7 protein-coding genes and 2 pseudogenes are annotated in these 15,524 nt (G+C 43.8%); 5 read left to right on the forward strand and 4 right to left on the reverse strand.

Going from position 1 to position 15,524, the window contains the following annotated elements; genetic code table 11:
* Positions 1-405: 405 nt before the first annotated feature.
* The 3 genes and pseudogenes from MKY24_RS13410 to MKY24_RS13420 all read left to right on the forward strand — a co-directional run bounded on the left by MKY24_RS13410 (position 406) and on the right by MKY24_RS13420 (position 6,732).
* A complete protein-coding gene (locus tag MKY24_RS13410; protein WP_339200177.1) occupies positions 406-2,313 on the forward strand; it encodes a carbohydrate-binding protein in 1,908 nt (635 codons plus the stop codon).
* A 296-nt stretch (positions 2,314-2,609) separates the two neighbouring features.
* Positions 2,610-4,775, forward strand: coding sequence for an amidase (locus tag MKY24_RS13415; RefSeq protein WP_023988811.1), 2,166 nt, complete (start codon positions 2,610-2,612; stop codon positions 4,773-4,775).
* A 684-nt stretch (positions 4,776-5,459) separates the two neighbouring features.
* Positions 5,460-6,732: pseudogene (locus MKY24_RS13420) on the forward strand (NtaA/DmoA family FMN-dependent monooxygenase).
* A gap of 269 nt (positions 6,733-7,001) precedes the next feature.
* Here the strand turns inward: MKY24_RS13420 and ppsA are convergent.
* From ppsA to MKY24_RS13435, 3 genes and pseudogenes are all read right to left on the reverse strand, one after another.
* Positions 7,002-9,614, reverse strand: a complete 2,613-nt coding sequence (ppsA, locus tag MKY24_RS13425) for a phosphoenolpyruvate synthase (RefSeq protein ID WP_339200179.1) — start codon at positions 9,612-9,614, stop codon at positions 7,002-7,004.
* A gap of 619 nt (positions 9,615-10,233) precedes the next feature.
* Positions 10,234-10,437, reverse strand: a pseudogene (locus tag MKY24_RS13430) (hypothetical protein); the annotation flags it as partial.
* Between the two features lie 240 nt (positions 10,438-10,677).
* Positions 10,678-11,331, reverse strand: a complete 654-nt coding sequence (locus tag MKY24_RS13435; protein WP_028541608.1) for a GntR family transcriptional regulator — start codon at positions 11,329-11,331, stop codon at positions 10,678-10,680.
* A gap of 160 nt (positions 11,332-11,491) precedes the next feature.
* Between MKY24_RS13435 and uxuA the strand changes: the two genes are divergently transcribed.
* Positions 11,492-12,568 carry a mannonate dehydratase gene (gene uxuA, locus MKY24_RS13440; RefSeq protein ID WP_028541609.1) on the forward strand — a complete coding sequence of 359 codons (1,077 nt, stop codon included), beginning with the start codon at positions 11,492-11,494 and terminating at the stop codon, positions 12,566-12,568.
* Positions 12,569-14,176: a mannitol dehydrogenase family protein gene (locus tag MKY24_RS13445; RefSeq protein ID WP_339200180.1), complete on the forward strand. Its 1,608-nt coding sequence runs from the start codon at positions 12,569-12,571 to the stop codon at positions 14,174-14,176. It begins immediately after the preceding gene.
* A 302-nt stretch (positions 14,177-14,478) separates the two neighbouring features.
* Here MKY24_RS13445 and MKY24_RS13450 read toward each other — a convergent pair whose 3' ends face one another.
* On the reverse strand, positions 14,479-15,477 hold the full coding sequence (locus MKY24_RS13450) for an NADP-dependent oxidoreductase (RefSeq protein ID WP_075154237.1): 999 nt from the start codon (positions 15,475-15,477) through the stop codon (positions 14,479-14,481).
* Between the last annotated feature and the right edge of the window lie 47 nt (positions 15,478-15,524).

Consider the following 15,524-nt stretch of genomic DNA (forward strand, 5'->3'; position numbering starts at 1 on the left):
TCCAGCATGCCATTGGTATCGTAATTTACGTTCCTTTCGATTCGCTTTTTTTAGAAAATAGAATGATATTGTTATTTTTGATAGAACATGCTATGATTGCGCCAAATAAAACCATTATTTGCAATCAATTTACATATTAATATTTAATAACCCAATGTTTATGATTACTATACTTTCTCCAACACATAACTGGAGTTGTCAATAAATGAACAGAGACCAGTATATGGTGACTCTCCTCTCGTAGTTCACTTTTAAATTCAATAAATGTAAGCGATTTCATGTCTATTTCTCGTGCCCTCTTCACAGCAGTTCTCCTTACGGGTAGAGGTCTGAGTATATTCTTGAGTTTGATAAATTTACGAATAGCTCGGCTTTGGACCATATAAAAAAACGGAGGTTATTGTTATGATTAGAAAATGTCTAGCTTTATTTCTCTCCTTCACTTTATTGCTTGGTGTCTCTCTCGTGCTAAGTGTAGATGCTGCCAATCGACCACTGGCTAAACTCCCTGGAAATTCCAACCCTCTAGTGGATCATAAATTGGGAGCTGATCCCTATTCATTGGTATATGGTGGAAGGGTGTATGTCTACATGTCAAGTGATACGTATGTTTATAACAATGATGGATCGATTAAAGACAATGACTTCAGTGCACTGGATCGCATCCAGGTCATTTCCTCCGCGGACATGGTGAATTGGACGGATCACGGAACGATACCGGTCGCAGGTGCCAACAACAAGAACAACGGTAGAGGCATTGCCAAATGGGCCTCTAACTCCTGGGCTCCAGCAATTGCGCATAAAAAATTGAATGGCAAAGATAAATTCTTTCTTTATTTTGCCAATGGTGGGGCAGGAATTGGAGTCCTGACAGCAGACACGCCGATCGGACCTTGGACAGACCCCCTCGGTAAAGCGCTTGTGACACATAGTACGCCTGGAATGGCTGGCGTGACATGGCTTTTTGATCCGGCTGTGTTGGTGGATGATGATGGCACAGGATACCTGTATAGCGGTGGGGGAATTCCTAACGAATCCGATCCAGCTTCCATTGCTAATCCTAAAACAGCTAGAGTGATCAAGTTGGGGGCCGATATGATAAGTGTTGTTGGAAGCACAACCACCATTGATGCACCTTACTTATTTGAAGATTCTGGTATTCATAAGTACAATGGCAAATACTATTATTCCTACTGCATTAACTTTGCCGGGACACACCCGCCACAGTACCCTGCAGGTGAAATCGGCTATATGGTCGGCGATAACCCGATGGGCCCCTTCACTTATAAAGGCCATTTCCTGAAAAACCCCTATACATTCTTCGGCGTTGGCGGCAACAACCACCATGCTGTATTTAACTTTAAAAATGAGTGGTACGTCGTGTATCATGCCCAAACGGTCAGCAAGGCACAAATTGGAAATGGAAAAGGCTATCGCTCTCCTCACATTAATAAACTGGTGTACAATACCAATGGAAGCATCCAGGAGGTACAAGGGAATATGACTGGAATAGCTCAGCTATCCAATCTAAATCCATATACCAGAGTTGAAGCGGAAACCATGGCGTGGCAGGCGGGTATTACGTCCGAGCCCACTCAAGCCACTGGCGGTCCGGTCAGTAATCTGAATGTGACCAATATTCACAATGGGGACTGGGTCGCTGTCGGGAAGGCTGATTTTGGCTCTACCGGAGCAAAGACGTTCAAAGCCAATGTTGCCACAAATGTCGGTGGTAGTATTGAAGTACGTCTTGACAGTGAGACAGGCCCTTTAGTCGGCACCTTAAAAGTACCTTCAACTGGAGGTATGCAGACCTGGAGAGAAGTAGAGACCACGATCAATAATGCAACTGGGGTTCGCAACATTTATCTGGTGTTTACTGGGACAGGAAACGGCAATCTATTTAATTTGGATGCCTGGCAGTTTACCCCCAACACGGGGAACAATACGGGGACAAAGGTTGAAGCTGAGAACATGAACATTGGCGGCACTTATGCGGGCAAGATCAGTACACCTTTTGACGGGGCTGCTCTGTATGCCACTGCTGACTATGCATCATACTCACAGTATTTTGCCAACCCTACGCATAATATCTCAGTACGGGGGGCTTCAAGCAATGCTAGTACGGCCAAAGTGGACTTGGTTATTGGAGGAGTAACTGTGGGTTCCTTTTATTTCACGGGCAAAACGCCGACTGTCCAAACTTTATCCAACATTACTCACGCTACCGGAGATCAGGACGTCAAACTCACCTTGACGAGCGATGACGGAACCTGGGATGCCTACGTGGATTTCATTGAATTTTCATTATGATCGCTCGTATTTATCTTAGCCAAATGTTTACTATATTGAGAATGTCTGGGTGTTTCATCCTCAGTGACTTACAAGTGTAACCCATGGAAAACGCCCTCTGGTGCTCGGGATTTGCTAGGGAAGCTCCCTAGTGTAATCTCGGGCACCATTTTACCTTAAATGGCTCCCTTTATATCCGTATTACAAAAATTGACATTTCATATGAAAATAAGTAGTATAATTAGAAACATTTATGAATTTCTCGTTCCTCTCTATTCAAATTCCTGATCCTATCTAATTTAAGGAGTGAAAATGCTATGTGCGCACGAATGCTAAAAGCGAATGCAAGGAATGTAATCGGTAATTATTGCAAATGGATCGCGACTGGTATGATTTTAACTCTCACGGGATGCTCCCTTGCATCCGCCACCCCTTCGCCCTCTTCCTCAAATAAAACCAGTAGTGAACCCGTCTCCTCCCTAGTTACATTTCAATTGCAAGAGGCTACGATTGCTCAGATGCAGGACGCGATGAAGTCAGGAGCACTGTCGAGTGTCGAACTCACCGCCCTGTACCTTAACCGCGTATATGCCTATGATGCTAGTGGCATTCGGCTGAATTCCATCCCTGTTCTGAACCCCGACGTACTAAAAGAAGCCGCTCAGGCTGATCAACTAAGGGCACAGGGTATTAAGACCGGTCCACTGCAAGGCATCCCCTACACGGTTAAAGACAGCTACAAGGTTAAGGGACTCACTGTCGCTTCTGGATCTCCGGCTTTCAAAAATCTGATGGCAAAAGACGATGCCTTTACAGTAGAGAAGATACGCAAATCCGGTGGGGTGCTCATTGGTAAAACCAACATGCCACCAATGGCAGCAGGGGGAATGCAAAGAGGCGTTTATGGCCGTGCTGAAAGTCCGTACAATCCAAATTATTTGGCTGCAGCTTGGTACTCTGGCTCCTCTAACGGATCTGGCGTATCAACAGCCGCCAACCTTGCTGCCTTCGGTATGGGGGAAGAAACGGTATCCTCTGGAAGATCACCAGCATCTAACAATGGTTTAATTGCCTACACGCCATCGCGGGGCCTAATCTCCATTCGGGGGAATTGGCCGCTCTTCCCTATACGGGATGTCGTTGTCCCACATACGAGGACTGTCGAGGACATGCTCCGCTTGCTTGACGTGATCGTTGTAGAAGATAAGATCACCAAGGGGGATTTCTGGCGAGAACAGAAAGCCGTTCGACTCCCTTCTGTCAACAGTGTCCGTCCCAAATCCTATTTAGAGCTGCGAGACATTCAAGCTTTAAAAGGCAAGCGCATTGGCGTTCCGAAAATCTATATTGGTAAGGACCATGAAACCACAACTCCGATCAAATTCAGACCTTCGATACAGGCATTATGGGAAAAAGCTGTAAAGGATTTAACTGCTCTTGGAGCTGAGGTTGTGGAAGTTGACTTCCCCTTGCAGGCGAACAGCGAGAAAGACCGGGCAACAGCAAAAACACCTGAGGAACGTGGTTTGATGCCGGCAAAGTGGGTTGAAAAGGAATTCGGATTGCTTAATCCTTATGCTGCTGAGGAATTCCTTAAAAGTGTGGGCGATCCGAATTTCCCGTCATGGGCTAATATCGACCCTGCAACCGTCTTCCCGAATCCGCCCGGTTCGGTAGATGCCAAACGTGGTAGAGACCTTGGCCACTATGACGTATTCATTGAAACCATAAAGAAAGGCGTCACTCCTTACGAACAAATTCCTCAGTTTCAGGAAGGTCTGAGGGGGCTTGAAAATGTACGAAAGATTGATTTTGAAGATTGGATGAAGCAAAACAACCTTGATTTTATTGCATTCCCGGCAAATTCGAATATCGGCAAAGCTGACTCCGATGTGAATGAAACGTCCTATGAGGAGGCTTGGGAGAATGGCAACTATTTCTCCAATACGAATTTCATTCTACGCGAGTACGGGATCCCAAGTGTGTCTGTGAGTATGGGCGCTATGAAGGATACCGGTATGCCCGTTAATCTGACGATGGCAGGTGCCGCATACAGCGATAATGACCTGCTTCGTTACGCTTATTCCTATGAGCAGGCGACCAAAAACCGTCCTATTGCAGCACGCACGCCAGCGCTTGAGGATGAAACCTTTTCCTATAACCCGCAAACTGCTCTCCCACCCTCTAAACGCAAGGAAACAGGAACCCCTGAACTTAAGTTGAATGCTTCAATCACGGATGATGTTCTCACTTTGGAAGGTTCAGTCACAGATCAAAGCGATATTGCACAGCTTAAAGTTTATGTCAATGGCATTCGTGTCGATATTACAGAAGATAAAGCCAATTGGTCAGCAACGCTTCCAACTACTAAATACAAACAGGGTGGTTCCTCCCAAGCCGATACGCTGCATATTCTCGTACTGGCCAAGGATATTTACGGAAATACCTCTGCTCAAGTCAAGTCAGTCACTTTACCCCAATGACGAAGGACATCATAGAACTCACTATAATTGTGGGTTCCATGACCGTAAGGTTCTCATTAGGGAAGCCATCGCTGCAGCTGGCCTGAGCGACGGGATATTTAAGCTTGCGGGCTGGAGGTTGGTCAGATGAAACTGCAACTTCCAGCTCTTTAAATTCTAATGCAACTTGACATGTTATAGCCTTGCTGTCTTGTTCATTGAACTATCGTTTCTCGATAGCTCAATCACTATTTGGATATTTGTTGAATAGAAACAATTGCTTAATCCTATCTAACCAAGGAAACGGATTAATTCATAGACTTTACTATCATCTAAAAGAAATAGAATTTAAGTTCAAGATCAAAAGTATTTAAATAATTTCGGTGTGTCTCCCTCTGCATCACGCATAGATTAAGATTAGATCATCATAAATAATCACACAGCAAGGCTGGATTAGATAATCCTACATATAGCGTTCGCGATTTGTATATTTGCATTTTGTGTAGTACTTGCTACAATCTATATTGATAATGAGAATCATTATTAACTAATTCGGAGGTCTGATTATGATCACCGAGCGCTTGTTGCCATGGAGAGACGTCGGTGTTGGATGTTAACTCGGTTGGCTTCGCCTACTTAAGCATGCACTGATCGGAATATTTCCTAGGCGCAACATTATTTTTCTATAGAGAAAGGTTGATAGAGTTGACTACAAATCGACAATTATGCATTGGATTATCCTTATCTGCGACTTGGATGAAAGGAGACGGTTGGCGGCACCAGGACAGCGGTGTGGAAAAGATGGGGTCAATTGACTATTACATTGATTTGGCAAAAATGGCGGAGAAGGCAAAGCTCGATTTTATTTTCAAGGCGGATTATCTTTATGTTAGTCCGCAGATGCTGGGCGATTCCGCTAACTTTGGCAGTCCCGATCCTACAATGATTTTTGCGGCGATTGCTCGTGAAACCAAGCGGAGTGGATTAGTGACAACGGTTTCCACCACTTTCAATCCACCGTATGTTGTCGCAAGGCAGCTTCAGTCGTTGCACTGGCTCAGTAACGGGCGCGCAGGCTGGAATATCGTAACTTCGATTGAAGGCGCAGAAAATTTCGGTGATTCGCCTATGCCTTCACCGCAAGAAAGATATGCGAAAGCAATGGAATTTTCCTGATGAAGCGATTGTAATTGACCGCGAGTCAGGCATTTTTTCTGATAAGAATAAGGTTTCTTCAATTAATCATTCAGGCGATTTTTTCAGTGTCCAGGGACCGCTTACTTTACCTGCCCATACATCGGGATCTATTCCTTTATTTCAAGCAGGCACGTCAGATACAGGACGAAATTTTGCCTCTTCAATAGCGGATGCTATTTTTGCGGCCATGCCAGACCTTGAATCCGGAGTGGAGTTGCGAAATGATCTGAGAAAAAGAGCCAAAGAACATGGACGCCATCCGAACGCCATCAAAGTTTTGCCTGGATTATATTTTTTCTTGGCTGAAACTCGCGAGGAAGCGCATGAATTACATAAGTCAGCACATGCGCATCTAAGTATGGAGCGCAGACATGCACTGCTCAAGTCAGTGCTTGGCCTTGATTTAAGCAGCTTTGCTTTGGAACATCGCGTAACTGCCGATATGCTTCCCGATCCGAATCACCCAGTCCGTAGCCGGACACATGCTGAGCTTTTGCGCCGGTATATTATAAACCATCAGCCTACAGTGGAAGATGTGTTGGCAAGACCCGAGGTCGTCGGATCTGCTCATTGGGTTTCCGTTGGAACAGTTGAGGACGTATTGAACGATATTATTGAGCGGTTTGAGGCTGGGGCTATTGACGGATTTATAGCTCTTCCAGGCGGTTCAGAAGAATCTATGAAAATATTTTTTGGAAAACTAATGCCGCAGTTGGTTGAAAGAGGCTTGTTCAGAAGCGAATATGCAGGTTCGACTCTGAGGGCACATTTGGGTATTTAACACCCGATACTGTCGAGAACAAGACATTAAAAGCCGCTATTTTAGCGGATTTTTTGTTCTAACGGTACAAGTTCTTGTCTCAAGTCGAGGAAAAGTACTTGTACCTATTCCCGTAAAGGACAAGAGATTTAGATTATCGGGTCAGCTATGTATAAATCATTTTGTGTCATGGATAAAAGGACGAACAGGATAACCGCCCTTTTATCCATGACAGGTTGCATTTAATGCCGTCCATTATGACAGAGGCTATTACTTAGCGTATTCAGCCATTACAATATTTCGATATACCCTTCTGTTCCATGCACACGAATTCGTTGCCCATCTTTTATCAGCTTGGTAGCATTTTCCACTCCGACAATAGCGGGTAAGCCATATTCACGTGCGATAACGGCTCCATGAGTCATCAGTCCACCAACTTCGGTGACTAGGCCTTTTATGGATACAAACAATGGTGTCCAGCTGGGGTCAGTAAAGGCGGTGACTAATATATCTCCATCTTCCAGATCAGCATCTTCCATGTTTAAGATGACACGTGCTCGTCCCTCTATAACTCCGGTAGAAACAGGCAGACCTACAATCGCTTCAGCTGGGAGATTTTCTCGTTTGTACTCACCCGCAATGATTTCACCATCAGACGTGATTACACGCGGGGGAGTTAGTTTTTCATATAATTTGTAATCGTCTTTTCGTTTACTGATGATCTGATAATCCAGTTTATTTGTGCGTACGACTTCGTGAAGTTCTTCAAAAGTGAGATCGTATATATCTTCTTTTTCGTGAATAATGCCAGCTTGTACGAGTTGTTCGGCTTCTTTTAGTAAAGCCTGCTTATAAACGAAGTAGCGATTAACCATGCCGTATTTAGGATATTCACGATAACCGATAAAATTCCTGATCAGATCGATCATCCGTTTTGTTTCTTTGGCTTTTTGTTCACCATCCGGTAATTGCTTCAATCGATCTAATAACTCTTGTTCTTTTTTCAAAGCCTCCTGTCGCCCCTGCTCAAATTTCCAATTGCCAGCATTAGGCTCAAAGTTTTTGATATTACTGAGAATCATGGGGACAAGTATAATTGGTTTTTCACTCCAACGAGTTCTCGAAATATCGATTTCACCGGCACATCGCATTCCGTATTTGTTGAGATAAGCATAGATAGCGTCTTGAGTTTCCTGTCCACCATCCAACTTAACCATTTCATCCAAAAAATTATCATCTTTTACATGTTGTAAATAATCAATTACCTCCGGATAAGGACGAATCGCATCTGCGACATCCAATAGCGCCAGACCCATTTCCGAAGTAATGTTGTTTGGTACAGATTGAGAAAGCGTATCTGCTGCGTTTTTTTCACCTAACCACTCGTACATTTTCTCATTGATCCATGACGAAGCATTCATAGCAGTCATAAAAACCTTTGAACTTTGTGGGTCAAATAAGATCTTCTTTAATTCTTGGAGATCTTCCAGAATAAAATCAAATAAATCTGCTCCTGATTTCGTTTGGATGTTTTGTTTTAATTCTTCTATCGATGTTTGACTGTTCTTAATCAAATCAGAAACGATTGCCGGATCGTTTTCGATTTGTGCTTGAAAACCTGCAGACGACCTACCTTTACTGCTATTACCGGGACTCTGTTCTGTTCTATCATCTGGTAACGATTTTATAAAATCTCGCTCTATTAGGGTCATAAATGCGTCTTTTATGAGCGGATCAGATTGTCCCAGGGTATTTAAGAAAGTTTCTCTACTGACAGGTGAAGCCAGCATATGTGTAACATCAACAAACAACCTTCCACCGGCTATACGCATGGGTGCAGGAGTTATTAACAGGTAAAAAGACAATCCCAATGGTTTTATCGGGTCAGTCATCATTTGTTGATGACCGACAGATACATAAACGTGATTTTCCTGATCATTTGCTTCAGGGATCGGGTATAAAGTCGTGATTGGACGACTCTGGACAATATAAAAAGTATCATGGGCCAAACACCATTCGATATCTTGTGGATAGCCAAAATAAGCTTCGATCTGTCTTCCCATGCGTGCCAGTTGTAAAATTTGTTGTTCAGTAAGGGTTTGAGTCTTTTGCTGATCGGGATCGATCTGCCGGGTCTCTGTTCCGCCTTCTCTTCGTCCATAGATAGCCAATTTTTTGGTTGCTATCCTCTTATCGACGATTTCCCCTTCCTGTACTTTATAACAATCGGCAGAGACCAAGCCAGAGACCAGTGCTTCTCCAAGTCCAAAACTGGCATCGATGGATAGCAGTTTCCGGTTGGATGTAATCGGGTCAGCGGTAAATAAAATTCCTGAAGCCTGCGGGAAAACCATCCTTTGAACGATAACGGATAAATAAACTTGACTGTGGTCAAATCCATTTTGCATACGGTAGATAACCGCGCGATCCGTAAATAGGGAAGCCCAACATTTGCTGATATGCTGCAAGATTGCTTCTTTGCCAATGATATTTAAATAGGTGTCTTGTTGACCAGCAAAAGAGGCATGTGGTAAATCTTCAGCAGTCGCACTAGAACGCACTGCGTAAGCATGTTCCTCTCCAAACCGTGAGAGATAGTGAGTAACTGCTTCCACAACATCGGAAGGAACTTCTACTTCCATAATCATTTGTCGAATCTGCCTGCTGATTTCACCAATTTGAGCTCGTTCTTCTGCTTTTAGCCTTGTTAGTCGGTCCAACAATGCATAATACGTTTCTTTTTGTTCGATGGCTTTTTGATACCCCACTGTTGTAACACAAAAACCTTCTGGTACAGGTATTCCTTCAATTTTTGATAATTCCCCTAAATTTAACCCTTTTCCGCCAACCAGCAAAAACTGCGTTTTTTCCATTTCCTGAAAACCGAGAACCAAAGAACTCATTCAATATCTCTCCTAACTATTAAATTGAGAAAAAAACATTTGACAAGAGTTTAGCGGCATGGTAAAGTTAAATTGTAAGATGTAATAATTATGTCCCTAAAAATTTACGAAGTCGTAATCTGATTATATCATCGTGTCTGTTTTATATGCAATATAAAGGAACCTGATAAAACTATCCAGGTTCTTTTTTGATTTTCCGCTATCATTAGTCACATCAAAAACCATGGCTCGAGCCGAACTCAGTTACTGCATAGTTCCCTATCGCTCCTATGTAGCCTAAGGAAACCCTGAAGTTGCGTCGGGTTCTTATTGAGCTAACCTGCCCGTTAGTTCAGCGAACGAAGCGCGTATAGTGAACCTCTTATATTTTTTTTCGGGCATGTTCATCTTTGCACTTGGGAAAATGGGAAAGCATGAAAGTTTCTATAATTCACTTCATCTCAAATGTGATTCTATAGGCTCTTCTTTATGATAACTAAAAAGAAGATAATTTATTTCATTCTCTATTCCTGGCTTACACTTACTGTGAAACACTGTGATATGTATTAATATATCCAGGATATGTTTGTTCCAATTGCCAAATTTACTTTCACTTACGTTTGTTATAAGCCCGCGTCAACTAGCTCTGCAAAAGTCGGTACAGCAGCGCCTCTCTCTTATTCTCAAACGTTCGCTGTATCTCCAGAAATTCAGGTACCTCCGACAGCCGGGAGGGTCTGTACCCGGGGCCGCCGCAGCCGCAGGAGTGGTAAGCGTATCCTTGTTGATATAGTAGCTCCACCTTTTTCCACTGCTTAATATCCGTTTGCTTCGGGACCTGAAACATGTATACAAGGCTGCAAACTCCTGTGAGGATTCCTCCAGTTTGACCACCGCCTGACGGTAAATAACAATGCTCACGAGCAAAAATGGAATGACACAGGCCGGCACGTTTCCGCCCATAAATTTGCTGCAGTCTCGCGTTTATTACTCGCTCTATCACCGACATATTCAACTTGTAGAACAGCCTCCATGAATTACCCACTACTTTAAAATTCATACATGTTAATTTGAGCTAGCTGCCTTATTTCTTGATATAATCAGCGAACTTCCGGAGAAAATCGAGCGAATGGATATCCTCTCTGAGATGATGATGAACCAGATCATCCATTTTGGTTGTTTCCTTATTCAGCATGTATTCAAGCATAGCTTGGTGCTCATGCCAGATGCCCATCAGCTTCCCTGTTTCCAGCATATGCAGCTTGCGATATCTGATATAGTGAACATTCGACTGCTGAATGAGCTGCCAAAGAAACCCCCGTCCCACCAATTGGAACATGGTTTGGTGAAACTGATCATCCAGACTGAGAAATTGATCCGTAGCATGATCTTCTTCAATCACAGCTCTCTGTCTGTCTAGAATATCACTCAACTTCTGTACATCGCTTAATGTAATTTGCGAAGAAAGCTCCTTCATAATCTCCTTTTCCAATGCGCTTCTTAAGTAAATAATTTGTTCAACGGACTCTAGATCAATATAGGACACAATGTTCCCCTTCTTAGGATAAATATCAATGTAGGACTCAAGCGCAAGCCACTTCAATACATCGCGTAGCGGAGTTCTGGACAGCTGGAAGCGTTCTGACAAGGTCGTCTCACTGAGAAGAGTACCCGGCTTTAAGGTCAGTGACAAAATATCTTTTTTCAACAGTTGCATGATTTCTTCTTTTGTAAACATATCATTCCTACCTTTACTTTATAAATCTAGTTATATTATAAAGCATTTTGAGCTGACGAACCCCTCTGAAATTATCATTGACAAGAACAAACCCTATAATTTATGATCAACTCAATCTTGTATACAAGACAAACGAAATACAATCAGGGAGGGTATCGTTATGAATATGACCTGGAGATGGTATGGTGAAAACAACGACAATATTACACTGGATCATATCCGGCAAATTCCGGGAGTTATGGGCATTGTCTGGTCTTTACATGATAAGGTAGCCGGTGAAGTATGGGAAATGGAGCGAATTCAGGAGGTAGCTGATCAGATTACGAGCAAGGGCTTTAGTACGGCGGTCGTAGAAAGTGTAAATGTCCACGATGATATCAAAATCGGCCTGCCATCCCGCGATCAATATATTGACATTTATATCGACACCATTCGAAAATTAGCCAAAGTGGGAGTCAAGGTGATTTGCTATAACTTTATGCCTGTCTTTGACTGGACAAGAACGGAACTGTATAAGGAACTGCCTGACGGGTCCAACGCCCTCTTTTATGAAAAGGCTGCCATTACCGATGATCCACGCCAAATGGTGGATCGGATTCTCGAGGGAGCCGGAAAGTTCACCATGCCTGGCTGGGAACCGGAGCGGTTGGCGAGACTGGATGAACTTTTTGCTGCTTACGCGGATGTCACAGAAGACAAGTTGTTTGGCAACCTGAAGTATTTTCTTGAGCGCATCATCCCGGTCTGCGAGGAGGTTGACATCAAGATGGCCATTCATCCTGATGATCCGGCATGGCCCATCTTCGGATTGCCGAGAATTGTCCGTAGTCGTGAGACCATCCAGCGCATCCTAGATGCAGTGAACAGCCCATATAATGGTCTAACCTTCTGCACAGGCTCACTGGGGAGCAATCCTGAGAATGATTTGCCAGCCATGATTCGGGAGTTTCATAATCGTATTCATTTTGCTCATATTCGTAATGTCAAGGTGTTTGAGAATGGCGACTTTATTGAAGTGTCACACCGCGGTAAGGACGGAAGCGTCGATGTTCCGGAAGTAGTTAGAGCTTATTACGAGAACGGCTATCAGGGATATGTACGCCCTGATCACGGCAGACATCTATGGGGGGAAGAAAAGAATTGTCGGCCAGGCTACGGTTTGTATGACCGTGCACTGGGAGTTATGTACTTGCTGGGTGTCTGGGATAGTCTCGCTCAAGGCAAAGGAGTGAAATAAATGCTCCAACTTGACCGGAAAGGCCTTTCAGAAAAGGCGGCCTGGGGAGCAGCAGGCATCGAACTGCCAAAATATGATCTGGAGCTTGTAGCCAATAACACCCGAGTTAGACCACAATGGGTGCATTTCGGCGCAGGCAATATTTTTCGAGGGTTGATAGCCAACGCGCAGCAACAACTGCTGAATAAATTGAAAGCGGATACAGGTATTATTGCGGCCGAAGCCTTTGATTTTGAAATGATCGACAAAGTCTATAAGCCTTATGACAATCTAACCTTACTGGTGTTGATGAGTGCTGACGGAAGATTTCACAAGAGCGTGGTCGCAAGCATCGTTGAGGGACTCGCAGCAGAGCAAAATCGTCCAGACGACTACCTCCGTCTGATTGAAATATTTGAGAATCCGTCCCTGCAGATGGCCAGCTTTACTGTCACGGAAAAAGGATACGCCCTGACCGGGCCCGACGGCAAGTATCTGGCTGTTGTGGAGAGGGATTTGACGAATGGTCCTGAACAGCCAGTGCATGTGATGAGCATAGCTACTTCGCTTGCCTATCGGCGTTACCTGAAGGGGCGGCATCCAATGACCTTTGTGAGCATGGATAATTGCTCCCATAACGGCGATCTGTTAAAGGATAGTATGATTGCTATCGCCAAGGAGTGGACTCGCAGAGGCCTGGTAGAGGAAGGATTTGCAGACTATCTGCAGAATGAGGAGAAAATAACCTTCCCCCTGACCATGATTGACAAAATTACTCCCCGCCCTTCCTTGCAAGTACAGTCTGCTCTTCGGGGGCTGGGGTTAGCCGACATGGAGATGATCGTTACCTCAAGGCATACGTATACGGCTCCCTTTGTCAATGCTGAGATTAGCGAGTATTTGGTCATTGAAGACAAGTTTACGAACGGGAGACCTGCACTGGAGGAAGATGGCATCATCTTCACGAATCGGGATACGGTGGACAAAGTGGAGAAGATGAAAGTCACTACCTGTCTCAATCCGCTGCATACAGCGCTGGCCCTAGCTGGGTGTCTGCTTGGATATGAGCTTATTGCAGATGAAATGAGGGATCACACATTGCGTCGTCTGGTGGAAACCATTGGCTACAAGGAAGGTTTGCCTGTTGTAGTTGATCCCGTTATTATCCAACCGAAACCATTTATTGACGAGGTATTGCAGGAACGCTTCGCCAATCCCTATATTCCGGATACGCCTCAGCGGATTGCCACAGATACCTCTCAAAAGATGAGCATCCGTTTTGGTGAAACCATAAAGTCTTATGCTAGCACAGCAGGACTTGATCCTGCGAACTTGACTGCTATTCCCTTGACCATTGCGATCTGGTGTCGCTATTTGCTGGGAGTGGATGATCAAGGAGCACCCTTCACACTCAGCCCGGACCCATTACTGGATTCATTGCAGGGATATTTGCAGAACACGAAGCTGGGCGATCAGACCTCCGAGATTCGCTGCCTCCTCGAGGATGACAAACTGTTCGGTGTCCGATTATATGAGATTGGTCTGGGCGACAAGATTGAAGCCATGTTTCATGAGATGCTGGCAGGTCCTGGTGCAGTCCGAAGCACGATAGAGAAGTATGTGAACTAGAACTTACATTAATGCAATCCCCCTGCCAGAAACTTTGGTCAGGGGGATTGCGTTAATGAGAACCAATTCTTTAAATAATCAACATCCACATGACTAAGTATCTGTTCTTCTCCCCTTTTTTGGATTCACAAAGTAATATTAAATCCCGTGTCGCTTCACCTGTTGTTACGTTTCCAGCAATAATCGTTTATTTAGGTCATCTCGGAACGGCGTTTGTAATATTAGATGTGCTTACTTCGGCCTACAGTATAATTTGTTTATTCTCAGAACACGCAAGCAACATCACATAAGTTGCTTATTATTTAGAAGGTCACAATTACTTTGCCTTGGGAGTGGCCCGTCGACACTTTAATCAGCGCCTTGTTAATGTCACCAAACGTATAAGTTGAATCTATAGAGGGCTTTATATTTTCTTTTTCAACAAGTTTAGTGATTTCTTGTAATTGACTTCCATTGGCTTGCACAAATAAAAAGCGATATTCATTTTGATTCTTACGTGCTAAAGAATCTAAGCGAGCACCCACTAGACCAAACAATGCTTTTTTCCACAACGGAAAATGATTGTCAACCGCAAAGCGATAATTAGGTCCGGCTTTCAATGATACCAATTTCCCTTGTGGTTTTAAAATGCCCAGTTCAGCTTTGATCTCTTTGGCACCCAAGGTGTCGATCACATAATCGATATCGGACAGTATGTTAGCATAATTCTCTGCCTTATAATTTATGAATTGATCAGCCCCGATCGACAGTGTACGTGATCTGCCTCTTTCACTTCCACTTGTAATAACATGTAATCCCATTGATTTGGCAATGGGAATTGCCATAGCGCCAAATCCTCCGGTTCCTCCAGGAATGAATAGCTTTCTATTCGGCTGGGCATGGAGTACATCGTGCAATGCTTGATAAGCAGTCAAGGCAGTAAGGGGTACCGCAGCAGCTTCAATAAAAGATAGATTTTCAGGTATGATGGATAAAGCCTCTTCATTTACGGCCGCATACTCAGCAAAAGCACCGATTTTATTAAGCGGCAACCTCGTATAAACAGGGTCACCAACCTTAAAATTCAAAACATCATCACCAACGGCTTCAATAATGCCCGATAGTTCATTCCCTAAAGTTAATGGCAACTTATAGTCAGCAATCATCCGAACACTGCCATTCAGATTAAGAATGTCCAGTGGATTTACACCTGCAGCTTTTACTTTGACAAGAACCTCATGGCTATTGATCTGTGGTATGTTAACATCATTTAATTCCACTTGGATTTTTTTTGAATATTTCTGTATTTGTGCTGCTCTCATGATTCATCCTCTTCCTTTGCTAATTTTGGGGTAGCACACCATGAATG

The organism is Paenibacillus sp. FSL P2-0322, assembly GCF_037975315.1.
GTDB classification, from domain to species: Bacteria; Bacillota; Bacilli; order Paenibacillales; family Paenibacillaceae; genus Paenibacillus; species Paenibacillus polymyxa_B.